This window comes from Pseudomonas sp. Pme6b, from assembly GCF_058129925.1.
The window spans coordinates 3,803,801-3,827,265 of record NZ_CM176704.1 but is presented as its reverse complement, the minus strand read 5'-3'; the positions used below and the strand labels follow the sequence as shown (position 1 = coordinate 3,827,265).

Genomic DNA, 23,465 nt, shown 5'->3' with positions numbered 1-23,465 from the left:
GGCATCATGCGCATCGCACTGGATCCTTATATGTATCGCCACCTGTCGCTGGGTGCGATGGTCGATAAGACGGCGGAACTGGGCTACGACTACATAGAGCTTTCACCGCGCGAAGATTTCATGCCGTTCTACAAGTACCCGCGCGTGGATCGTGCGCGAATCAGGGAGTTTCGCAAAGCCCTGAGCGATGCTGGTGTGAAACTCTCCTCGCTGTTGCCGCTGTACCATTGGGCTGCGCCGGATGAAGATTTGCGTATTGCAGCGGTGCGCAACTGGAAGCGCGCCATTCAGGTGGCCGTGGAAATGGACTGCGACCTTATGAATACCGAGTTCAGCGGACAATCCGATCATGCACTGGTGTGCGAAAACCAGTTCATGAAATCCATGGATGAACTGATGCCGTACTTCGAGCGAGAAGGCATCCGGCTCGATATCCAGGCGCATCCTTATGACTTCTGCGAACGTAACAACGAGTCAGTCGACATCATTCGCGGCCTGGACCGGGACTGGATCAATTACCTGTATGCCGCGCCACACACCTTTTTCTACGATGATGGCGTGGGGGACATTGCCTCCATGCTGCAGTACGCAGGTGACAAGCTCACCCACCTGATCATTGCCGACACCTATAATCACCGGGCTTCGTCCAACCTGCGCTACATCGTCAACCCGCCTGGCGTCACGGCAACGGTGCATCAGCATCTGGACATCGGGCAGGGCGAGGTGGACTGGGACGCGTTCTTCTCGACATTGCGGGACATTGATTTCGACGGTATTGCCACAGTGGCCGTATTTGCCTGGGAGGAGCGTGCAGATGAATCGAGCCGATTCATGCTGGAGCGGGTCAAAAGCGAGCTGCTTCGTTGAAACGGTGGCATCCAATACACGACCGATGGCTGCGGCCATGAGGTTCATGGACTACAGGAGATATCCATGCGAGCAGGGCTGGTGGGCTACGGCAAAGGCGGGCGTTACTTTCATGCAACGCTGATTTCGAGTTTGCCCGGTGCCACATTTGCAGGCGTTGTCACCCGTTCACCCGAGCGAAAACAGGAAGTGGTCAACGATCATCCCGGCGTGGCAACCTTCGACACGCTGGCCGAGCTGGTCGCTGCCGGGGTAGATGTGGTGGTGATTTCCACGCCCCTGGCTTCGCGCCGAGCGTTGATCCTTGAAGCGATAGAGCTGGGCGTCGGGGTGGTCAGCGACAAGCCCTTTGCCAGCGACGCCGCCCAGGCGCGCGAGCTGGTGGAAGCGGCCGAACGGCGGGGCGTGCTGCTTAGCGTTTATCAGAATCGGCGCTGGGATTCCGACTTCCTCACCGTACGCAAGTTGATCGACAACAAGGCGCTGGGGCAGATCAGCCGGTTCGAGTCCAGTATCGAGCGCTATTCGCCACGCTCCGTAGGCAAGGCCAGCGGTGGTGGCATGCTGCGTGATCTGGGCAGTCATCTGGTGGATCAGGCACTGGTACTGTTCGGGCAGGTCGAGCGGGTGTATGCAGAATTGCAGTTCGCTACGCCGCAAGACGAACTGGACCACACGTTCTTCGTGTCCTTGAGGCACGCCAGCGGTGTGACTTCGCACCTGTCAGGCAGTTGTCTGCAAAATACCCCCAAGCCGCGTTTCAGGGTCAGTGGATCAAAGGGCTGTTACAGCGTCGAAGGGCTGGACGGTCAGGAGGAGGCTGCGTTTGCCGGCCTCACGCCACGGTCCGAGGGCGAGCGCTGGGGTGTCGAAGAGCATCGGCGCTGGGGCTGGTTCGAGCAGGGTGACCATCGCGAGCGTGTGCCTTCGGAGCGCGGTTGCTGGCTTGAGTTCTACCGCCTGTTGCAGAGCGCCGTTGACGAGCAGGGCGGTAATCCGGTTGATCCTCATGATGCCATCGCATCGGCACAGGTCATGGATGCAGCTCGCTTGAGCGCCAGTGAAGGGCGGGTTGTGGTGTTGTAATCATCGCGTGCCACGCTGCACATTCAAGCCTGCCATCGGACAAAGCCCGACGCCTGACAAGCGTCGGGCTTTGTCGTATGTGCAGCCGAATAAAAATGAAATGGAATAAAATTCTAAAATCAGTTGAATTGGAAAATATTTTCCAATAGAGTCTTTTTCAGGTTACCGACTATCGAATCACTCGGGCTTTGAAGGTATTTCAAGTCACGAGATGCACACCAACAAAAACAAAACAAAAGATAGGTACTGTCGATGAAAACCCCTACCTCTGGCCTCACCGCCAAGCGTTCTGCCACCTCTTCATTCTGGATTCGGACCATGGAGCGATTTCTCACAATCGTTGCCCGTGGCATGTGCGTGCAACACAAGGACGCGCAACTGTTCTGCATTCCTGGAGCGACCGGGATCCGCCTGTCACGCTGATTCGCTGCATCCGAACAACAATAATTTGGAGACAGATCCTCATGAAGACCAAGATTGCTTTGACCTCATTGGCCATGGCGCTGATGTTGGGCAGCGGTGCAGCTTTGGCCGATATCAAGATCGGTGTGGCCATGTCGCAGTTCGATGACACCTGGCTGACCTACCTGCGTGACGACATGAATGCCAAGGCCAAAGCCATGTCCACGACCGAGAAAGTGGACCTGCAGTTCGTCGATGCCCGCGCGGACGTCAACAAACAGCTCGACCAGGTCAAGGACCTGATCAACAAGAAAGTCGACGCCCTGATCGTCAATCCTGTCGACACCGCTGCCACTGCACGGATCACCAAGGACGCGGTCGCCGCCGGCATCCCGCTGGTCTACGTCAACCGCCGCCCTGACGATCCGAAACTGCCAGCAGGCGTCGCCACCGTTACGTCGGATGACATGGAGGCAGGTCGACTTCAGGCGCAATACATCGCCGACAAACTGAAAGGCAAGGGCAGTGTCATGATTCTTCTGGGTGACCTGGCCAACAACTCCACGCAAAACCGCACCAAGGGCATCAAGGAGGTGTTGGCCAAGTACCCGGACATCAAGATAGATCAGGAGCAGACCGGCATCTGGCTACGCCAGAAGGGCATGGACCTGACCAACGACTGGCTTACCCAGGGCCGTAAATTCAACGCGGTGCTGGCCAACAACGATGAAATGGCCATTGGCGCGGCGATGGCGCTGAAGCAGGCAGGCGTGGATGTGGATAAAGGCAGCGTGTTAGTCGCCGGTGTCGACGGTACGCCAGACGGGCTCAGCGCCGTTACCAAGGGCGACCTCGCAGTCTCCGTTTTTCAGGATGCCAAGGGCCAGGCCGACGGGGCGATTGATGCCGCCGTGAAAATGGCGAAAAAGGAAAAGGTCGAGCCCCAGGCGATCATCATCCCTTATCGCCTGATTACGCCTGAAAACGTCGCCACCTTCAAATAACAGCAATCGGCAGGCCAGGGAGGATCGTTCCTCCCGCAGCCTGCCGCTTGAGGAGTTGTGATCATGTTCGGTTCAGCTACTGCCAACCCGCCCGCACAACGCGATCTGCCGTCCAGTGACAGCGATAGCCCGACGCCGGATGCCCAGCCGCCTTATCTGCTTGAAATCAGCCATATCAGCAAGGGCTTCCCCGGTGTCATCGCGCTCAACGACGTCCAACTGCGTGTGCGCCCTGGCAGCGTGCTGGCGCTGATGGGCGAGAACGGTGCCGGAAAGTCAACGCTGATGAAAATCATCGCTGGCATCTACCAGCCGGACTCGGGCGAAATCCGTTTGCGTGGCAAGCCGATTCGCTTCGAGACGCCACTTTCGGCCCTGCAGGCCGGCATTGCGATGATCCATCAGGAGCTGAACCTGATGCCGTTCATGAGCATCGCCGAGAACATCTGGATCGGTCGCGAACAGCTCAACGGTCTGCACATGGTCGATCACCGGGAAATGCACCGCTGCACTGCCGAACTGCTGGAGCGCCTGCGCATCAGGCTCGATCCCGAAGATCTGGTGGGCAACCTGAGTATCGCCGAGCGGCAGATGGTCGAGATCGCCAAAGCTGTGTCATATAACTCGGACGTGCTGATCATGGATGAGCCGACTTCGGCCATCACCGAAACCGAAGTCGCTCACCTGTTTTCGATCATCAACGACCTCCGCGCTCAGGGTAAAGGCATCATCTACATCACCCACAAGATGAACGAAGTCTTCGAGATTGCCGACGAAGTAGCGGTTTTTCGCGACGGCGCCTATATCGGCCTGCAGCGCGCCGAAAGTATGGACGGCGACAGCCTGATCACCATGATGGTGGGGCGTGAGTTGACCCAACTGTTTCCCGAGCGGGAAAAGCCGCCAGGCGAAGTGCTGCTTTCAGTCAGCAACCTGTGCCTGAACGGCATTTTCAAGGACGTGAGTTTCGATTTGCGTGCCGGAGAGATTCTTGGCATTGCCGGATTGATGGGGTCGGGCCGGACCAATGTGGCCGAGACCCTGTTCGGCATAACCCCCAGCGACAGCGGCGAGGTACGCTTTGATGGCGCTTCGGTACACATTGCCGACCCGCATCAGGCCATTGAGCTGGGTTTTGCACTATTGACGGAAGACCGCAAGTTGACTGGGCTGTTTCCATGCCTGTCGGTGATGGAAAACATGGAAATGGCCGTGCTCGCCAACTACGCCGGTAATGGTTTCGTGCAACAGAAGGCACTGCGTGCGCTGTGCGAGGACATGTGCAAAAAACTTCGGGTCAAGACCCCGTCACTGGAGCAGTGCATCGACACCTTGTCGGGCGGTAACCAGCAGAAAGCGTTGCTGGCACGCTGGCTGATGACCAACCCCAGAGTACTGATTCTGGATGAGCCCACCCGCGGCATCGACGTGGGGGCCAAGGCGGAAATCTATCGCCTGATCTCCCTGCTGGCCAGTGAAGGCATGGCCGTCATTATGATCTCTTCAGAGCTGCCGGAAGTCCTCGGTATGAGCGACCGGGTGATGGTCATGCACGAAGGCGAAATGATGGGGATCCTCGATCGAGGCGAAGCGACCCAGGAAAAAGTCATGCATCTGGCCTCCGGCCACAAGGTTCATTGAGTTCGCACTACAGGGCTCGGTAGAAGAAGAACAAAAGGGGAACGAACATGAGCAACGCGATTTCGCAAAACAAACCAGCCTTGGCACCGACCAGGAACAAACGGCGGCTGCCAACCGAGCTGAGTATTTTTCTGGTGCTGATCGGTATCGGTCTGATCTTTGAGCTGTTTGGCTGGATCGTCCGTGATCAGAGCTTTCTGCTCAACTCCCAGCGTCTGGTACTGATGATCCTTCAGGTGTCGATCATCGGCTTGCTGGCCATCGGCGTGACTCAGGTGATCATTACCACAGGCATCGACCTGTCGTCCGGTTCGGTGCTGGCACTGTCAGCGATGATTGCCGCGAGCCTGGCGCAAACCTCGGACTTCTCCCGGGCGGTATTTCCTTCCTTGACCGACCTGCCCGTGTGGATTCCGATCGTGGTCGGGCTCGGAGTCGGGCTGCTGGCGGGTGCCATCAACGGCAGCATCATTGCCATAACCGGTATTCCGCCATTCATTGCCACGCTGGGCATGATGGTCTCCGCGCGTGGCCTGGCGCGCTTCTACACCGAAGGTCAGCCGGTGAGCATGCTCTCTGACTCCTACACGGCTATCGGACAGGGCGCGATGCCGGTGATCATCTTTCTGGTGGTGGCGGTGATCTTCCACATTGCCCTGCGTTATACCAAGTACGGCAAATACACCTACGCCATCGGCGGCAACATGCAGGCTGCGCGTACTTCCGGGATCAACGTCAAGCGCCACCTGGTTATCGTCTATAGCATCGCCGGGCTGCTGGCCGGGCTGGCAGGGGTGGTTGCCTCGGCACGTGCCGCAACCGGGCAGGCCGGAATGGGCATGTCCTATGAACTGGACGCTATCGCTGCCGCAGTCATCGGCGGCACCAGCCTGTCCGGTGGAGTAGGGCGAATCACCGGCACTGTGATCGGTGCGCTGATTCTCGGCGTAATGGCCAGTGGTTTCACCTTTGTCGGCGTAGACGCCTATGTTCAGGACATTATCAAAGGCCTGATCATTGTAGTGGCGGTGGTAATCGATCAATATCGCAACAAGCGCAAGACCAAGCGCTGATATTCAATAATCTGCATCAAAGGGCCTTTTTCAGGCCCTTTTGTGCGTTGAATGTTGCAGGAACCGATTAGCTGTCAGCAGGTCAGAGCCTCATCAAGCAGCATGCTGGCCGGGTCTTTCGCCCGCATTTCAAGGGTTTTACGGCAATTGTTGTACAAAAATCCTTCAATTGTGTTGCCGAGCCCGCTAGCCGGCCTTAGACTGCCGCCCCTCGTAAATTGAGTGCCAGGTGGCGCTTGGAGATTATTGGTTTGCACGGCAACGTCAAGCCGCTCCTCAATGCACGTTTTTTTATAGAGAAATAAATGACAAAGGAAAAGTTGCTGGCCATGCCGGCCGATGACTACATGAACGCCGAGCAGCACGCTTTCTTCGTCGAGCTGTTGCAGGGCATGAAGGTCGAGATCCACGAGCGAATCGAGCAGAGCCGTATTGCGATCGAGAGCCTGGACACGCCTGCCGACCCTGCAGACGCCGCTTCGGTTGAAGAGGAGCGTCACTGGCTGGTCAATGTGATCGACCGCGACCAGCGCATGCTGCCCCAGTTGGAAATGGCACTCTCGCGTATTGCCGACGATACCTTCGGCTGGTGCGATGACAGCGGTGAGCCAATCGGCCTGAAGCGTCTGCTGATCAGCCCGACCACCAAATATTGCATCGAGGCGCAAGAGCGCCACGAGCAGATCGACAAGCATCAGCGCCAGGCCTGATACGCAGGCAGCAGCTGAGTGACCGAACCGGGAGGCAAGCGATTGCCTCCCGGTTTTGTTGTGCCCGGAATTTGTCCAAAACGTATTGCTCGCTACGACCAACGGGGCATGGCATAAGGCCGTTATCTAGCGTTTAATAAACGTAATAATGATAAATACCGACGGGGTGACGCAGCATGGCCGAGAACCTATCCATGGCAGCCGGATTACCACTGGCCGATGCTCGCGGCGCTGCGTCGAAGTGGTGGGTGCCAGCGGTGCAAAGTGTCGTGTTGTGCCTGCTCTTCGCCGCCATGAGCGTTATCGGTTTGTCTCTTTATATCGTCATTCCCGCAGCGCTGCTGGTCGCCTGGCTGCCGCTTTTGTTGCGCAGAAGGCAGCCTGGCTTGCAAGTCGAGGCAAGTGACAGTGATATCGCGCTGCTGACCCGCGACCTGTCGCGCACCACTAGCCACAACGCACTGTCGGCCGCTCAGGTGGCATTTTCTGTCGGGCAACTGGCGGGCAAGGTGCAGTCGCAGTTGGGTGCTGCCGGACAGATAGTCAACAGCGCTGAACAGATGATTGCGACCGAGCAGCAGACTGCCCAGTTGAGTCAACAGGCATTGGTTGCAGCCAGTGAGGCGCGCCAGCGCAGCGAATCGGGAAGCGGCGTTCTGAATGAGTCCATCGAGCGCATGCACCTCTTGAGCAAGCGTGCTGTCGGCAGTCGTGAGTTGATCGAGGCGTTGAGCCAGCGCAGTGAAGAAATCCAGCGTGTGACGCTGGTCATTCAATCCATCGCCAGCCAGACCAACCTGCTGGCGCTCAATGCGGCCATCGAAGCTGCCCGGGCAGGTGAGCACGGGCGCGGTTTTGCGGTGGTCGCTGACGAAGTACGCGGGCTTGCGGGCCGTACTGCCAGTGCTACCGGGGAAGTCGGGCAGATGGTGGCCGATATCCAGCAACGCACCGCACAGGTGGTGGAGCAGATTCGCGAGCTGTCTTCTGATCTCGATGCGGGGGTCGAGCAGGTCGAGCTGACCGGACAGCATCTGGGCAATATCGCCCGGCTTGCGATTGAGGTGGAAAGCCAGGTCAGCGAAATTGCTCAAGGCGCGAGGAGCAACCAGGACCAGTTGGCCAGCCTGTTCGATGCTGTCGAGCACATGCGCAGTGATCTTGCCGTCAGTGATGAACAAACCCGGCAACTGGCCAAAGCCGCAGTACAGATGGAGGGGCAGGCCGAGACCATCAGCCAGCGGCTGGCTCAGGTCGGTCTGGATGACTATCACCAGCGTATCTACGACCTGGCCCGCGAAGGTGCGCGGCTGATCGCGGAAAAATTCGAGGCTGACATTGTGCAGGGGCGCGTCAGCCTGGATGACTTGTTTGATCGCAACTACAAACCCGTCCCCAATACCTCACCCACCCGCTTTACCACGCGTTTTGATCGCTACACCGATCAAGTATTGCCGGCATTGCAAGAACCGTTGCTTTCGCGCCATGAAGGTCTGGTATTCGCCATTGCCTGCACGCAGCAAGGGTATGTGCCGACGCACAACAACGCTTTCAGTCAGCCTTTGACCGGCGATGCGACGGTGGACAATGCGCGTAATCGAAGCAAGCGCAAGTTTGATGATCGTACCGGCATTCGCTGCGGCAGCCATCAACAGCCTGTTCTGCTGCAAACCTACACCCGGGACACCGGCGAACTGATGCACGACCTGTCTGTGCCTATTGTGGTCAACGGGCGACATTGGGGTGGTCTGCGCCTTGGGTACAAACCGCAAAGCCGCTGATTCTTTAAAACAGGCGGCTCAGGTTAGATCAAGTATTAAATAACCTGCCCGGTTGGTTTTTCTGTTTGGTGAAATTGCGGGTTCTGAAACCCGTTTGCACAAACGTGTAGGTGTTTGTTTATAAATAATAAATACCTGACGACAGAAGTTGTAGGAATACTCTGAATACACGCTGCATGACTTGACTGATCACCGTCTTTAAGCAAGCTGTTTAAATCAACGTTATTTACGTTTTGATTTAAGTGCGGCCTTTTCTTGGCCTGCCTCTAAGGATGGAAAAGATATGAACGATAAATGGAGTGCCGAACAAACAGCAGCAATCTCGGATGTGGTAACGCGGCGTGTTACCGCACGGATCGGAATTTTCTTCGACGGCACGGGAAATAATCGCGTCAACAGCCAGATCGGGGCTGACTGTCAGGCATTGATTGAAATGAATGGTGGTCAGCACATTAAAGAGTGTGCGGGTCGTCATGTTCATCCTGGCAGTAGTTATAGTAATGATCTGAGTAATATAGCCAGGCTGGTTGATCTTTATCGGCTGCAACGTGTCGCCGAAAATGACAGTGCAGGCTTGAAGGTGTACTACCCGATCTATGTAAGCGGGGCGGGTACTACCTCCGGCGGGCGTGATTCGGTATGGCCGGGACAGAGTTTCGGCCGTGGCACCACTGGTGTGATATGCAAAGTGGAAAATGCATTCAGAAAGCTTGAAACGGTATTGAAGGCATTTCCACACGACAACCCGGATTGTGTACTGGAAGCGCTTGAACTGGACATATTCGGCTTCAGTCGAGGGGCTGCGTCGGCCAGGCACCTGGCCAACGAAATCCTGAAACAGCGGGCAGGAATGCTTGAGCCGATACTTCAAAGCCGCAAAGTCAGGCTGAGTGAGCATTTCAGCTGGCGCAACGGCAGTGTACAGCTCAAGGTTATCGGCCTGTTCGACACGGTCGCCGCCATCGGCAGTTTCAGGGATATGGGCAATACCCGGGACGCGAGCAACAGGAGGGTCAATCTGCACCTGCCGCCGGGTTGTGCCCAACAGGTGCTGCATCTGGTTGCTCGTGATGAATCACGGCGCAACTTCGCGCTTAACAGCGTCCTGCCGGAATGGCCGAAAGAAATCGTTTTACCCGGTGCCCATTCCGATATCGGCGGTGGTTATCCTCCTCAGATGGAAGAAAGCGTGTTGCTCACGCGTCCGCAAAGCAGCCTGGTCAACCGTGACAGCCCGTGTGAGGCGGCGCCTTGCTGGAAGAACGCCCAGGCCCTGTTAAGTACCATGAGCCGGGATGACTGGATCGACCCGCTGGACAGACAGGCATTTCTGAGGGTTCAGACCTGCGAAAGCAAATGTTACCCGTGCAGAAAAAACCTGAGTGGCATGAAAACGATCGTTGCTGCAGTGGGTATGAACCGCCAGGTCTTTGGTCACTTGTCGAGGGTGTCGTTACAGGTCATGCATGCACTGGCCTGTGATGAGGGGGTACCTTTCGACCCGGTGCCGAACAGCCCTGAATTTCAGCTTCCTCCCGAGCTCGAAGGCATTTCAGCCCGCCTGATCGATTATGCGCGAGGCGGGCCTTACTTACTGGACAGTCATGAAGAGCAGCTATTGCGCTGGCGCTATATCCATCAGTCTGCGCACTGGAACGCAGTGGTGGGCAGAATGGGCACCTTTAGTGACGCTGTTTTTGTGCATGCCCCGCAACCGGGTGGCAGGACATTGCACCCCAATGTCGGCCAGCCCGGTTATCCGCAATAGGAATCAACGCCCGAGTGGTTCACTCGGGCTTTTTGTGAAGGCGCACATTCAGTTCGTCGACCACCATCGCCCATTCGGCATCCTCATGCAGCTGCTCCTTGAGAAAGTCAGCCTGCCGCGGCGTCCAGAAGTCGGCATCAATCAGCTTTACGTCGTCAGGCAGGGGGTGGCTGGCGATGAACGCTTCGATGCTCTCATCGTCCGAATCCAGTGCCAATTGGGCGAACAGGTCGTTGATGGTCGTTGTAGTCTGTTCCATGTCATCTCCTCGCCGGGGGATATCCCCGTCTTCATCAGTTCTTATGGGAGTGGCCGACGCACGCAAGAGTTCGATGCATTTGGCCTTATGAGAAGATGGCCTTTTGTGCTCTGCCTACAAGTGATATGTTTCCAGTATAGCCGAATGCACATCGATCGCCTGGCTGGAACCCGTCCAGCCTTTAAGTCGTGGTCAAGCTGGCCGCCGGTTTCAGGGCTCCAGCGCTTTTGCGACACTGCAGTGTACAAAAGGTATATATCCCGTAGCTGCCATGAGCCGGTAGAATCCGCCACCCGCCTGCACAAGGTTTGCGGTGGCGCTTTCAGCGCTTCCGCGTGCAGCGTGCCGGAAAAAATCCGGTCGCTTGACGCGGTCTATGGATTAACCACTTTCTTGACTGCCCTGACATCAGGCAGCCTCATTTTTATGTTTGAGGGTTTGTACTTTGGCTGTAAGTAATCTGGATACCCATGCCTTGTTCGTGCTCGGCGATCTCCGCGCACAGTTGGTCAAGCAGTTTCAGTCCCGTTTTGTCTACATCACCGAGCAGTCAGCCGAAGGTATTTATATCGCTGAAATCGACACCGAAACCGCTCTGGTCGTCGACGACAAGCCGCGCCTGGAGCTCAAGGTGGGCGATCATTTCCGCGCGTCGGTATTGCCAAGCCGTGAAGGCGGCAAGCTCGAATTGAAATTCCGTGAAATCAAAATGACTGTGTATGGATTGGGCGAATATGCATTCGTCGATATCCCTGAAGGCCACGGAATTGTGTTCAAGGAAGGTCAGGCTGTGGTCATGGTGTTTGCCGCAAAAGAGCAGCTGCAGACCGGTATGAGCAAGGTTCTCAAAGGCGCAGTCGGCAAGGCCGCCAAATGGCGCAAGGGCGAGCTGACCTTCAAGGCCAGCGAGTAACGCTGGCCAGGCTGAAGATTCAGCCGCCTGCCGATTCTCCATTGCCAGTGCCGCTACTGACTTCTGCGGGCACATCGTCACCGGCCATGCGCTTGCGGAACAGCGCCGTACGTGCCAGCAGCAGCGTGGTCACAGGTACGGTGATTGCCAGCAGCACCGGAATCAGCCAGGCGTGAATCACCGGCTCTGCCTTCAGTGCAGAGAAATAGATGATCGACGCCAGCGCAACGCACCAGGCGCCCAGCGTCGACGCGAGGGCTGGCGGGTGCATGCGCTGGAAGAAGTCCTTGAGGCGCAGCAGCCCGAGGGCACCGGTCAAGGCAAACAGACTGCTGGCGATCAGCAGCCCGGCGGTCAGTATCTCAGCCCAGAAGGGCACGGTGTTCGGCAGTCCGGTCATTCGATCACTTCTCCGCGCAGCAGGAATTTGGCCAGAGCGAAGGAGCCGACAAAGCCGAACAGGGCAATCAGCATGGCGGCTTCGAAGTACGTGTCACTGGCGTAACGGATGCCGAGCACCAGCATCATCAGCATGGCAATGATGTACAGGTAGTCCAGCGCCAGCACCCGGTCCTGGGCTGAGGGACCCTTGAGCAGGCGCAGCAGGGTGATCACCATCGCCAGGGCGAAGATCAGCAGGCTGATCAGGATCGCGTTGTCGAGCAATGCACTCATTGAAAGATCTCCATCAACGGTCGCTCATAGGTGGTCTTGAAGTGTTCGATGAATTGCGCTTCATCCTCCAGATCAAAAACATGCATCAGCAGCACACTGCGATCCAGCCCCAGTTCCGACCATACCGTTCCGGGTACGACCGTGGTGACCATCGCCAGCGCGGCGAGGCCATGGGCATCGTGCAGGTCCAGCGGGATACGCACGAAAGCCGAGCGTGGCGGACGACTTTCGAGCCGCCATACGCTCAAACCGACCTGAAGATTGGACACCACCACATCCCACCCGACCAGGCACAGAAACTTCAGGATTGTGCCAGGTTTGCGGATGCGCACCGGCAGCGGGCGCAGTGGTGCCATCAGCAAGGGCGCGAGCAAGCCCAGCACCGCACCCAGTAGCAGGTGGCCGGGGCTGATCGACAGGTTCAGCACCAGCCACAACAGCCACAGTGCCAGAGAAAGCAGAGGAGCCGGAAACAGGCGCTTCATGGCTGCCCCTCCGAACTGATTTCCTGGCTGGTAGGGCCGGGTATCGGACGTGTGGCAAGGACCGACTGCACATACTGCTTGGGCTCATGCAGCGCGGCGGCGGTGTCCTGGGTATAGCGCAACAAGGGCTCGGCCTTGAACGTCAGCGCAACGCAGAGGCCCAGCAGGATAATGATCGGCAAGCATTCATTGCGTCGCAGCAACGGCGAAGGGCGCTCGTGTGGTGTCCAGAAGCGCTGTGTGCCAAGCCTGGAAAAAGCGATCAGCGACGCCAGCCCGGAGAAGATCAGCAGGCCGATCAGCATCCATGCCGGGGTCGAGAGCGCTTCGTCCTGCGCGACGTCCAGCCCCAGCGGGTTCATCAACGCGCTGAGCAGCGTGAGTTTGCCGATGAACCCCGATAGCGGTGGCATGCCGATAATCAGCAACGCGCAGGCGATAAAGCTCAGGCCCAGAAATGCCATGGTCATGGGTATGACCTGACCGACTACGACTTTCTGCTCGTCGTCCAGGTTGGTGCCGGGTGGCGGATGCAGCGACTCAAGGATGCGGGGCAGTTGATCCACGTCGTACTCCAGAGGGATCTCGTTGGCCGAGCGGGAACGCTCGACCAATTCGCCCAGCAGGAACATTGCGCTCAGCGCCAGCGTCGAGCTGACCATGTAGAACAGCGCACCCGAAGTCAGGCTCGGCTGGGCAAAACCGACCGCTGACAGCAGAATGCCCGCTGATACCAGTATGCTCAGGCTGGCGAGGCGCTCCAGGCGCTGGGCAGCGATGATTGCAATAGCAGCGGTGAAAATCGTCGCCATGCCGCCGTAGATCAACCAGTCGCCGCCGAAGAATGCCGAGGCCCCGGCCTGACCGGAAAACAGTAGTGTCCACAGGCGTAGCAGGGTGTAAACGCCCACTTTGGTCATGATCGCAAACATGGCCGCTACCGGCGCGCTGGCTGCCGAATAGGCCGGGACCAGCCAGAAGTTCAGCGGCCACATACCTGCCTTGGCCAGAAATGCCGTGGCCAGAATGGCAGCGCCTGCATGCAGCAGGCCCAGATCGGACTCTGCCACTTGCGGGATCTTGATCGCCAGATCGGCGAAGTTAAGCGTGCCGGTTACGCCGTAGATCAGCGCAGCGCCGATCAGGAACAGCGACGAAGCCAGCAGGTTGATCGAAATGTAATGCAGGCCGGTCGACACCCGCGCCCGGCCGGAGCCATGCAGCATCAAGCCGTATGACGCTGCCAGCAGCACTTCAAAGAATACGAACAGGTTGAACAGGTCGGCGGTCAGGAATGCGCCATATAGCCCCATAAGCTGGATCTGGAACAGTGCGTGGAAACTGGCACCGGCCCGGTCCCAGCGCGCCAGCGCGAACAACAGGGCGCAGACACCGATTATGCCGGTCAGCACCAGCATCAGTGCCGACAGGTGATCTACCACCAGCACGATACCGAACGGCACACCCCAGTTGCCTGGCAGGTAGACACCGATCGAACCACTGCTGCCGCTGTGCTGCACCCAGAGAAACAGCACCACGGAAATGCCCAGCCCGAGGATGCTGGAAAACAGATTGATACGTCCCTTGAGCGGCCGATGCTTTTCGCCCAGCCAGAGCATCAGCCCAGCGGTCAGCAAAGGCAGCAGGATCGGCGCAATGATCAGTTGATTCATCCAGCTCATGCCTTGGGCTCCCGGCCATCTACATGGTCGGTGCCGGTCAGGCCTCTGGAGGCGAGCAATACCACCAGAAACAGCGCGGTCATGGCGAAGCTGATGACAATGGCGGTCAGTACCAGCGCCTGCGGCAATGGATCAGTGTAATTGAGCAGGTCTTGGGGAATGCCGTCCTTGATGATCGGTTCTCTGCCGATGAACAGGCTGCCCATGCTGAAAATGAACAGGTTGACCCCGTAGGACAGCAGGCACAGCCCCATGACCACCTGAAAGGTGCGTGGGCGCAGGATCAGCCAGACGCCCGAGGCGGCCAGCACGCCGATGGCGATTGCAATGACTTCTTCCATCAGAGGATTCCTTGCGGGTTGGCAACGGGCTTGGGCAGTTGCGTCGGACGGTGGCTGCGCACCGACTGGTGAGCCAGTGCGGTGAGGATCAGCAGCGTCGAGCCAACGACCACGGCGTACACGCCGACATCAAAGAACAGCGCACTGGCAATGTGAATATCGCCCAGAACCGGCAAATCGACGTGCGCGGTGTGCGTGGTCATGAACGGATAACCCAGCACCATGGAACCGGCTCCGGTCAGAACCGCGCACAACAGGCCTGTGCCCATCCAGCGTAACGGGCGCAGGCTCATTTGCGCCTCGACCCATTGGGTACCTGCCACCATGTATTGCAGAAGGAACGCCACCGACATCACCAGACCGGCCACAAATCCGCCACCTGGCTGGTTATGACCACGAACGAACAGGTACATCGAGATGATGAAGGCAATCGGCAACAGTAATCGCACCAGCGCTGCCGGAACCATCATGAAACCGAGTGCGGTATCGCTGGCACTGCGCGGGTTAACCAGATCAGTCACCACGTCACGGGCCAGCAGGCGTTGCTGTGTGGGCAGCAGAATGCTTTCCTTCGGCGGGCGGAAGCGTCGCAACAGGGCAAACACTGTCAGCGCTACCGCCGCCAGCACGGTGATTTCGCCAAACGTATCGAAGCCGCGGAAATCCACCAGCATCACGTTGACCACGTTGGTACCACCGCCCTGAGGCAGCGCGCGGCTCAGGTAAAAGGACGAAATAGCGTTGGGTGTCTGACGGGTCAGCATGGCGTAGGACAATATCGCCATACCCAGGCCGACAAGAACCGCCAGCCCGAAGTCGCGTATTCGCCGGGTACGAGCGCGCAGGCGCGCGCTCAATGGGGCGACGTCTTCATTGCGTCGCGGCAGCCAGCGCAGACCGAGCAGGATCAGTACCGTCGTCACTACCTCCACGACCAGTTGAGTCAGCGCCAGATCAGGTGCCGAGAACCAGACGAAGGTGATGCAGGTCATCAGGCCGCAGACGCTGACCATGACCAGTGCCGCCAGACGGTGATACTTGCCTTGCCAGGCTGCACCTATTGCGCAGGCAATTGCGATAAGCCAAAGCGTGACAAACACCCCGGAGCCCGGAATCTTCGGGCGGTCGCCCCAGGTCAGGCCACTGAAATACATCGGGATGAAGCCGCCCAGTACGGCTGCCAGTACCAGCAGAAACAGTTGCGGCTGCAAGCGACGAGTGCTGACCTTGCGCTCGAAACGCCGCGCCCAGTGCATCATCACTACCTGGCTGCGTTCGAAAAAGCGCTTGCCGTTGAGTCTGCCCACCAGCGGCGGGGCAGTAATGCGCTCGTGCTTGAGAGGTTTGCGCAGCAATAGATACAGGATGATACCGCCAGCCATCGCCACCAGGCTCATGACCATCGGCAGGTTCCAGCCGTGCCAGATCGCCAGGCTGTATTCGGGCAATGTTCCGCCGACTACCGGACGCGCAGCGGCGGCGAGCAGGGGAGCGACCGATTGCGCCGGGAAAATCCCCACGATCAGGCACGTCAGCACCAGCAGTTCTACCGGCGCACGCATCCAGCGCGGCGGCTCATGCGGCAAGTGCGGCAGGTCCTTGGCCGCCGGACCGAAAAACACATCGACCGTGAAGCGCAGCGAATAGGCAACACTGAATATCCCGGCGATGGTCGCGATCACTGGCAAGGTAATTTCGACCCAGGCAGTGGCGGAAATGAACACGGTTTCGGCAAAGAACATTTCCTTGGACAGAAACCCGTTGAGCAGCGGCACGCCTGCCATCGATGCACTGGCGACCATCGCCAGTGTTGCGGTGTAGGGGAGCAGCTTCACCAGCCCACTGAGACGCCGGATATCTCGCGTTCCGCTCTCGTGGTCGATAATCCCGGCGGCCATGAACAGCGAGGCCTTGAAGGTAGCGTGGTTGAGAATGTGAAAGACCGCAGCTACCGCAGCCAGCGGGCTGTTGAGGCCCAGCAACAGCGTGATCAGGCCCAGATGACTGATGGTCGAGTAGGCCAGCAGGCCCTTCAGATCATTTTGGAAGATGGCCGCGTAGGCACCCAGAATCAGCGTGCAGGCACCTGCGCCGCTGACGATCCAGAACCATTGTTCAGTGCCGGACAACGCAGGCCACATTCGTGCCATGAGAAACACCCCGGCCTTGACCATGGTCGCCGAGTGCAGATACGCCGACACGGGTGTAGGGGCGGCCATTGCGTGGGGCAGCCAGAAATGGAACGGGAACTGGGCGCTTTTGGTCAGCGCGCCGATCAGAATCAGGGTCAGTAACACCGGGTACAGGGCATGCGCACGAATCGCGTCGCCGGAGGCCAGGACACGGTCCAGGTCGTAACTGCCGGCCACATGGCCGAGGATCATCATGCCGGCCAGCAGCGCCAGCCCCCCCGCGCCGGTGACCATCAGCGCCATGTACGCGCCGCGCCGTGCATCGGCGCGGTGGTGCCAGTAGCCGATCAGCAGGAACGAGAACAGGCTGGTCAGCTCCCAGAAAAACACGATCTGAATCAGATTGCCGGACATCACCAGGCCGAGCATGGCGCCCATGAAAGCCAGGAAAAACGCGAAGAAACGCGGTACCGGATCATCTGGCGACATGTAGTAGCGGGCATAGAGCGAGACCAGCGCACCAATGCCCAGCACCAGCATCGAAAACAGCCAGGCGAAGCCGTCGATACGCAGAACGAAGTTCATCCCCAGGCTCGGCAGCCAGAAGTACTCTTCGCGAATAACGCCGCCGTCGGCGATCTGCGGGAACCACAATGCCATCTGGATAGCGCCGATGAGGGCGACCAGACCGGCCAAAAACGATTCTGCGTTACGCGCGTTGTGCGGCAAAAAGGCCGCCAGACAGCTGCCGATGAAAGGCAGAAGCAGTAGAACTATCAGGGACATAGGCTTCTAATCTGCAGGGGAATGTCAAGCATCATACGTGCCAGACACCCCGATACCAAAGGGACTGTTTCCGAAATTTCCTACAAAAAGTGTCTGCTGTTTTTAAGACAGCAAAAAGTTGTCACGGGACATGTGTTTCACGGCGCACAATAGCCGCCGTTCACTCGGCTTTGCGCATGCCATCTTCTTCAGCAAGGCTCTGTTCACCGGGGGCAGAACGCCGCTTCATTTCGCTGACGATCACCCCGGCCACAATCAGTGCTGCGCCCAGCAGGGCGATACCCGGCAAGCGCTCCCCGGCAAGTCTTCCGACAATCCCGGCCCAGACCGGTTCACCGGCATAAATCACGGTGGCGCGTGTAGGCGAAACACTTTTCTGTGCCCAGTTCATGGCAATCTGGATCGCCGCACTCATGGTCCCAAGTCCCACGGCACTGAGCACCAGCAACCAGGAAAAGTCCGGCAAGTGTTCCTCGGTTGGAACGATCATCAGAAATGCCAGCGCTGAAGCAGTGGCCAGTTGCACCACCGTGACTCGACGCACATCGACCTCACCGGCATAGGCGCTGATCATGATGATCTCGGCGGCAATGGCCACCGTGCTGATCAGCGTCACGATTTCGCCGGAACTGAGTTGCAGGGATGCGCCTTGCGGCCCCGCTACCAGCATCAGCCCGGTGAAAGCCAGGATGATGCCCAGTGTCGGCATCAATCCTGGTCGTCGACCGAGTACCAGCCATTGCAACAAAGGCACGCAGGGCACGTAGAGTGCCGTGATGAACGCGGACTGGCTGCTGGGGATAGTCTGCAGTCCGATCGTCTGCAAACCGTAACCGAGCATGATCGCGGTGCCGATGAAGACGCCCGCCTTGAGTTCGAGGAAGGTAAGACCGCGCAGCACCTTTATTGAAAACAGCGCTACGATAAGCGCTGCGGCGGCAAAGCGCAGGCCGACGAAGAACATCGGCCCGCTGACGGTCATCGCATGCTGGACCAGCAGAAAGGTGCCTCCCCAGAGCATGGTGATCAGAATCAGTACGGCTTCTGCCTTGCTGATGCGGGGTATGCGGCTGATAGACTTCATGTCAGCTCCTGGTTCCTGTTAATTGCCATGCGCGCGGTGAAAGGCGGAACAACCTGACAGTGTCCCTGGGCTGGGCAGTATAATGCGCAACGGTTTGATGTGAGCACCTGCATGCACAAAGAAAACTCCCAGCGCCCTCCGGTGCTGCAGCACGTCAGCCAGAACGTCCGGCGTCTGCGTAACAGTGCGGACCTCAGCCAGACGGCTCTGGCGGAAAAGTCCGGAGTCAGCCGACGCATGCTGGTCGCTATCGAGGCCGGCGAAAAAAACGTCAGCCTGGCGACACTCGACCGCGTGGCCGAAGCCTTGGAAGTGGCGTTCAGCGACCTGATCCAGGCACCTGAAAATCGTGATTACAGCCGCATCAATGAGCTGGCATGGGCCGGTACGATCGTCGGCAGCAAGGCGGTGCTGCTGGCCAGGGCCGTTGCCCGGCGCGAGGTGGAGTTGTGGGAATTCTGCCTGCAGCCTGGGGACGCCTATGTCTCGGAGGCCGATCCCGATGGCTGGAGTGAACAGGTCTACGTCGTCGAAGGGCATCTGACGTTGCGCTTTGCCGACCCTGCGGCCGTGCAGCAGGTCGGGGCGGGCGAGTTCTTCATGTTTCCCAGCAACCAGCCGCACCGCTACTGCAATGACGCCGATGTGCCCCTGCGCTTCGTGCGTAATGTCGTGCTCTGACCTTTCCGATTCTTTATCGCAACTCGACCGAGGCGCTGTTCGATGACCGAAGATTCCCACCAGACGGCTGACATTCTGATCATCGGCGGCGGTCTGAGCGGCACCATGCTGGCGGCGCAACTGTTGCGCAGACCGGGCCAGCGCCGAATCCTGATTATCGAAACCCGCAGCGAACTCGGCCGGGGCGAGGCCTACAGTGCGACGGAGCCGGGCCATACACTCAATGGCAACGCTGCGCGGATGAGCGTCGATCCGGATAATCCGGATGACCTCACCCAGTGGCTGACTGACTATCTGGCCGCCGGGGGCTGGCCTGAAGCTTATGAGCAGAGGGTCCCGGTCGCCGAACTGTTTCCGCCACGCGGTGTGTTCGGGCTTTATGTTCAGCAGCGACTGCGTGAAGCCCTAAGCGCTGCTGAAGCCTTTGGCTCGACCGCCGTGCATGTGCCTGGCGAGGCAGTCGACCTGCAGGTCCATGAAGGTGGGGTCAGTGTCTCGCTGGCTGACGGCCGTAAGTTGCGCGGTAGCCGTGCCGTGCTGGCGACCGGCATGTACGCGGCTTCACGCACCCCGCGACGCGATTCGAACGAGCTGAACACGGCAGCGCTGGACCCTTGGGATGTGGCGGTGATGAAAAAGCTTGATCCGCAGTCAAAGGTGCTGATCATCGGTTCGGGGCTGACCATGGTCGATGCGCTGGTCTCACTGGAAAAGGCCGGGCACCGCGGGCCGATTCAGATCTATTCCCGGCATGGCCTGCTGCCCCATGTGCGGCGCCAGCCACCGGAATGGTCTGATTTCCTGGCGCAGGACCCGAGTATCCGCAGCACTCGCCAACTGGTAAGCAAGGTGCGCGAGCAGTGCGAGCTGGCCATCGAAAGCGGCATTGACTGGCAGGCCCCGCTGGACACCGTGCGCGCCAACGTTGGCAGGCTGTGGAATCAGGCCAGTGACAGGCAGCGCCGCCAGTTTGTCCGTCATGTACGGCCATGGTGGGAGAGTCATCACCATCGCTCGCCGCCACCCAGCGCCGCACTGCTGGCGCAACTGATCAGGCAAGGTCGGCTGAGCATTGACGCCGCTTCGTTGCAGGCTGTTGCGAGCCTGCCGTCAGGCCAGGTGCAGATCAGCGTGCGTCGGCGCGGTGATAGCGAACCGACGCAGATCGTTGGCGATGCCTTGATCAACTCTACCGGCATCGAGTACGACTGGCGACGCGTGGATCGCCCGTTGCCTCGGCAATTGCTGCTGCGAGGTTTGATTCAGCCCGGACCGCTGGCGCTGGGCATTGCTGCCGACGCCGGTGGCGCGGTGCTGGACGCGCAAGGTCGCTGCTCGTCACGCCTGTTCGCCATGGGCCCGCCACTGCGCGGCATGTGGTGGGAAAGCACCGCAGTGACCGACGTGGCGATTCAGGCCAAGGCTCTGGCGATGCGTTTGTCGTGAAGTGCCGCGTGATCAGGAGAGGACGCAGAGCGTCCAGAAAGGCATACCCACGCGGAGCATGGGCACGATAGCGTTCCTGCGGACAGCGCTCATTCCTCACGCTCCAGCGTGGGAATGCCGTTCATGACGCTCCGCGTCATCGGTCTGGATCTTCACACCGACAAATGCAGCATCCGGTCGCCCTGTATATTTTCACCCGGCCTGCGTTTGTTGACCGCCAGCTCACCGATCTTGATCAGACGAGTGCGCGTCACGTTGCGGGTCAGGCCCAGCAGGCTGGCGGTGTGTACCTGGTTGTGATGGCAGTAGCGATACGCGGTCCTGAGCAACGTGTCTTCGACCTTCTCGTGCAAGGCACCTGCCTGTTCTTCAAACAGCTTTTGGAACGCCCGATTGAGCAACTGTTCGGCTGACTCGTCAGCCGGATTCTGTTCGTCCTGACGCTCGATCCTCAGGTTCGACAGGCGCAGGTCGTCACGCTGAATAACTCCGTCGCGGCAGACCAGCAAGGTGTGATGAATAACGTTTTCCAACTCGCGAATATTGCCCGGCCAGCTGTAGGTCTTGAGCTTGTGCTCGGCTTCGGCGCTAATGCGCACCGGGCCATGGCGCAGACGCTGGCTGTAGACCTCTATGAAATGCCGGGCCAGCGGCAGGATATCGCCGGGCCGGTCGCGCAGCGGGCTCAATTCCAGATTGACCACGTCCAGCCGGTAGTAAAGGTCCTCGCGAAAATGCCCGGCATTGATGGCTTTTTCCAGTTGTACGTTGGTGGCTGCGAGCACCCGCACGTCAATCGGCACGCTCTTGCGCGAGCCCAGGCGGACCACTTCACGTTCTTGAAGTACGCGCAGCAGCTTGACCTGGAGAGTCATGGGCAGGTCGCCGATTTCATCGAGAAACAGCGTGCCGCCATTGGCCTCTTCGAACCAGCCGGCCTTCGCGCTGATCGCGCCGGTGAAGGCGCCTTTCTCGTGGCCGAACAACTCGGCCTCGATCAGGTTCTCGGAGAATGCTCCGCAGTTGACCGCCACGAACGGTTTGTCGCGACGGGCACTCAGTTCGTGGACGTGCCGTGCCACCAGTTCCTTGCCAGTGCCGGTTTCACCAATGATCAGTACGCTGGCATCGCTGGGCGCCACCTGGCGTACGTGAGCGAGCAGATCCTTGGATTTGGGGTCCTCGAATACCTGCGCAGTGGCTCTGATCGAGGTCGCCAGCGCAGGCGAGTGCGGTAAGGTCAGCAGTTGCCCTGACATCACTTGGCCTGCGGGGGCAGATCGTTGGCGATCATTTCGCCGAACGGGCCCGTCAAATTGGTGATGCCGCGCCCGGCGAGGCTGGCGTAAGGCTCAGGCAGCAGCGGGAAGACCAGTTCGGCAAAGCGGTACGCTTCTTCCAGGTGCGGGTAGCCCGAGAAAATGAAGCTCTCGATGCCCAGGTCTGCGTATTCCTTGATGCGTGCCGCGACTTCCTGCGGGTTGCCGACCAGTGCCGTGCCAGCACCGCCACGAACCAGACCCACGCCCGCCCACAGGTTAGGCGCGATTTCCAGGTTGTCGCGGCGTCCGTCATGCAGCGCAGCCATACGGCGTTGACCTTCGGAATCAAAGCGCGAGAAAGATTTCTGGGCCGCAGCGATGGTTTCGTCGCTGATGTGTTCGATCAATGTGCTGGCGGCTTTCCAGGCTTCTTCACTGGTTTCGCGCACGATGATGTGCAAGCGAATGCCGAACTTTACGGTACGACCTTTGCGGGCTGCCCGTTCACGCACATCGGCCAGCTTTTGGGCCACAGCTGCCGGAGGTTCGCCCCAGGTCAGGTAAACGTCCACCTGATCGGCCGCAAGGTCATGCGCGGCATCGGAAGAGCCACCAAAGTACAGCGGCGGATAGGGCTTTTGAATCGGTGGATACAGCGCTTTGGCATTCTGCACGCGCAGGTGCTTGCCTTCGAAGTCGACTGCTTCGCCCTGTAATACGCGACGCCAGATCTTCAGGAATTCGTCGGTGACTTCATAGCGTTCGCTGTGATCGAGGAAGCTGCCGTCGCCACGGTTCTCGTCCGGGTCGCCACCAGTCACCACGTTGATCAGCAGTCGGCCGCCGGATAAACGATCCAGCGTGGCCGCCATGCGTGCCGAGACGGTAGGGGAGATGATTCCCGGACGGATCGCCACCAGGTACTTCAGACGCTCGGTCAATGGCACCAGTGCCGAGGCGATGACCCACGAGTCTTCGCAAGAGCGACCGGTCGGAATCAATACCCCGTAATAGCCCAGGTCATCGGCGGCCTGCGCCACCTGTTTCAGGTAATTGAGGGTGACGGGACGTGCGCCCTTTGTCGTGCCCAGATAATGGCCGTCGCCGTGAGTCGGAAGAAACCAGAAAACGTTCATGACAAATCCTTGGGAGTGATCAGCTAAGTGAAAGCTGACGGGACCAACTGTTGATTCGCAGACAGTTCGCCAACAGCGTTCGGGGTGGGGCCATTTATAGAACGTCTGATTTATTCCGCAAAAGAACGTTAAACCATATTTTTAGATCTTAAACGCATATGTGACTTGAAAAATCCTGCTTCTCTTTGCGCGAACCCCTCTACTACAAGGCTTTGACGGCTGTAAGCATCCCGTTAATACAGTTCGCACCA

The 23,465-nt window shown here is 58.8% G+C and carries 21 protein-coding genes; 11 read left to right on the top strand and 10 right to left on the bottom strand.

Translation table 11 applies throughout. The features are described 5' to 3' along the window. Positions 1-6 precede the first annotated feature (6 nt). The 8 genes from AC4ANE_RS17285 (at position 7) to AC4ANE_RS17250 (ending at position 10,332) form a co-directional block, all read left to right on the top strand. Positions 7-867, top strand: coding sequence for a sugar phosphate isomerase/epimerase family protein (locus tag AC4ANE_RS17285; RefSeq protein WP_002554083.1), 861 nt, complete (start codon positions 7-9; stop codon positions 865-867). A 66-nt stretch (positions 868-933) separates the two neighbouring features. After that, the gene (locus tag AC4ANE_RS17280; protein WP_460408428.1) at positions 934-1,953 is read left to right on the top strand and encodes a Gfo/Idh/MocA family protein; all 1,020 of its coding nucleotides are present in this window, start codon (positions 934-936) and stop codon (positions 1,951-1,953) included. A 464-nt stretch (positions 1,954-2,417) separates the two neighbouring features. Beyond that, on the top strand, positions 2,418-3,359 hold the full coding sequence (locus AC4ANE_RS17275; RefSeq protein ID WP_004665734.1) for a sugar ABC transporter substrate-binding protein: 942 nt from the start codon (positions 2,418-2,420) through the stop codon (positions 3,357-3,359). Between the two features lie 63 nt (positions 3,360-3,422). Beyond that, a complete protein-coding gene (locus AC4ANE_RS17270; protein ID WP_002554080.1) occupies positions 3,423-5,000 on the top strand; it encodes a sugar ABC transporter ATP-binding protein in 1,578 nt (525 codons plus the stop codon). 47 nt (positions 5,001-5,047) lie between these two features. After that, positions 5,048-6,073, top strand: a complete 1,026-nt coding sequence (locus AC4ANE_RS17265; RefSeq protein WP_002554079.1) for an ABC transporter permease — start codon at positions 5,048-5,050, stop codon at positions 6,071-6,073. Positions 6,074-6,378: 305 nt separating this feature from the next. Continuing rightward, on the top strand, positions 6,379-6,783 hold the full coding sequence (locus tag AC4ANE_RS17260; protein ID WP_002554078.1) for a TraR/DksA family transcriptional regulator: 405 nt from the start codon (positions 6,379-6,381) through the stop codon (positions 6,781-6,783). A 176-nt stretch (positions 6,784-6,959) separates the two neighbouring features. Then, on the top strand, positions 6,960-8,564 hold the full coding sequence (locus AC4ANE_RS17255; RefSeq protein WP_010197581.1) for a methyl-accepting chemotaxis protein: 1,605 nt from the start codon (positions 6,960-6,962) through the stop codon (positions 8,562-8,564). Positions 8,565-8,847: 283 nt separating this feature from the next. After that, complete coding sequence (locus AC4ANE_RS17250) at positions 8,848-10,332, top strand: T6SS phospholipase effector Tle1-like catalytic domain-containing protein (RefSeq protein ID WP_002554075.1); 1,485 nt, start codon at positions 8,848-8,850, stop codon at positions 10,330-10,332. A 19-nt stretch (positions 10,333-10,351) separates the two neighbouring features. Here AC4ANE_RS17250 and AC4ANE_RS17245 read toward each other — a convergent pair whose 3' ends face one another. Then, positions 10,352-10,591 (bottom strand): DUF2789 domain-containing protein, encoded by a 240-nt coding sequence (locus AC4ANE_RS17245; RefSeq protein WP_002554074.1) that lies wholly within the window; start codon positions 10,589-10,591, stop codon positions 10,352-10,354. 445 nt (positions 10,592-11,036) lie between these two features. Between AC4ANE_RS17245 and AC4ANE_RS17240 the strand changes: the two genes are divergently transcribed. Beyond that, positions 11,037-11,504, top strand: a complete 468-nt coding sequence (locus AC4ANE_RS17240) for a hypothetical protein (protein WP_002554073.1) — start codon at positions 11,037-11,039, stop codon at positions 11,502-11,504. 19 nt (positions 11,505-11,523) lie between these two features. Here the strand turns inward: AC4ANE_RS17240 and AC4ANE_RS17235 are convergent, their stop codons facing one another. The 7 genes from AC4ANE_RS17235 to AC4ANE_RS17205 form a co-directional block, all read right to left on the bottom strand. Beyond that, positions 11,524-11,904, bottom strand: a complete 381-nt coding sequence (locus AC4ANE_RS17235) for a Na+/H+ antiporter subunit G (protein WP_002554072.1) — start codon at positions 11,902-11,904, stop codon at positions 11,524-11,526. Then, a complete protein-coding gene (locus tag AC4ANE_RS17230) occupies positions 11,901-12,179 on the bottom strand; it encodes a K+/H+ antiporter subunit F (protein ID WP_002554071.1) in 279 nt (92 codons plus the stop codon). The genes AC4ANE_RS17235 and AC4ANE_RS17230 overlap by 4 nt, the downstream gene beginning before the upstream one ends. Continuing rightward, on the bottom strand, positions 12,176-12,664 hold the full coding sequence (locus AC4ANE_RS17225; RefSeq protein WP_002554070.1) for a Na+/H+ antiporter subunit E: 489 nt from the start codon (positions 12,662-12,664) through the stop codon (positions 12,176-12,178). Before AC4ANE_RS17225 ends, AC4ANE_RS17230 begins: the two co-directional genes overlap by 4 nt. Beyond that, positions 12,661-14,346 carry a monovalent cation/H+ antiporter subunit D gene (locus tag AC4ANE_RS17220; RefSeq protein WP_002554069.1) on the bottom strand — a complete coding sequence of 562 codons (1,686 nt, stop codon included), beginning with the start codon at positions 14,344-14,346 and terminating at the stop codon, positions 12,661-12,663. The genes AC4ANE_RS17225 and AC4ANE_RS17220 overlap by 4 nt, the downstream gene beginning before the upstream one ends. Next, positions 14,343-14,687: a Na+/H+ antiporter subunit C gene (locus AC4ANE_RS17215; protein WP_002554068.1), complete on the bottom strand. Its 345-nt coding sequence runs from the start codon at positions 14,685-14,687 to the stop codon at positions 14,343-14,345. The genes AC4ANE_RS17220 and AC4ANE_RS17215 overlap by 4 nt, the downstream gene beginning before the upstream one ends. Next, the gene (locus AC4ANE_RS17210) at positions 14,687-17,605 is read right to left on the bottom strand and encodes a monovalent cation/H+ antiporter subunit A (protein ID WP_057442989.1); all 2,919 of its coding nucleotides are present in this window, start codon (positions 17,603-17,605) and stop codon (positions 14,687-14,689) included. Before AC4ANE_RS17210 ends, AC4ANE_RS17215 begins: the two co-directional genes overlap by 1 nt. 160 nt (positions 17,606-17,765) lie before the next feature. Beyond that, positions 17,766-18,689, bottom strand: a complete 924-nt coding sequence (locus tag AC4ANE_RS17205; RefSeq protein ID WP_002554066.1) for a DMT family transporter — start codon at positions 18,687-18,689, stop codon at positions 17,766-17,768. A gap of 111 nt (positions 18,690-18,800) precedes the next feature. On the opposite strand from AC4ANE_RS17205, the gene AC4ANE_RS17200 reads away from it, so the two are divergent. Both AC4ANE_RS17200 and AC4ANE_RS17195 read left to right on the top strand, forming a co-directional pair. After that, entirely contained in the window at positions 18,801-19,370 is a 570-nt protein-coding gene (locus tag AC4ANE_RS17200) for a helix-turn-helix domain-containing protein (protein WP_002554065.1), read from the top strand. Between the two features lie 42 nt (positions 19,371-19,412). After that, positions 19,413-20,816, top strand: coding sequence for an FAD/NAD(P)-binding protein (locus AC4ANE_RS17195; RefSeq protein ID WP_002554064.1), 1,404 nt, complete (start codon positions 19,413-19,415; stop codon positions 20,814-20,816). Between the two features lie 152 nt (positions 20,817-20,968). Here AC4ANE_RS17195 and AC4ANE_RS17190 read toward each other — a convergent pair whose 3' ends face one another. Further along, a complete protein-coding gene (locus AC4ANE_RS17190; protein WP_010203637.1) occupies positions 20,969-22,075 on the bottom strand; it encodes a sigma-54 interaction domain-containing protein in 1,107 nt (368 codons plus the stop codon). Beyond that, positions 22,075-23,214 (bottom strand): FMNH2-dependent alkanesulfonate monooxygenase, encoded by a 1,140-nt coding sequence (gene ssuD / locus AC4ANE_RS17185; RefSeq protein WP_460408424.1) that lies wholly within the window; start codon positions 23,212-23,214, stop codon positions 22,075-22,077. The genes AC4ANE_RS17190 and ssuD overlap by 1 nt, the downstream gene beginning before the upstream one ends. Between the last annotated feature and the right edge of the window lie 251 nt (positions 23,215-23,465).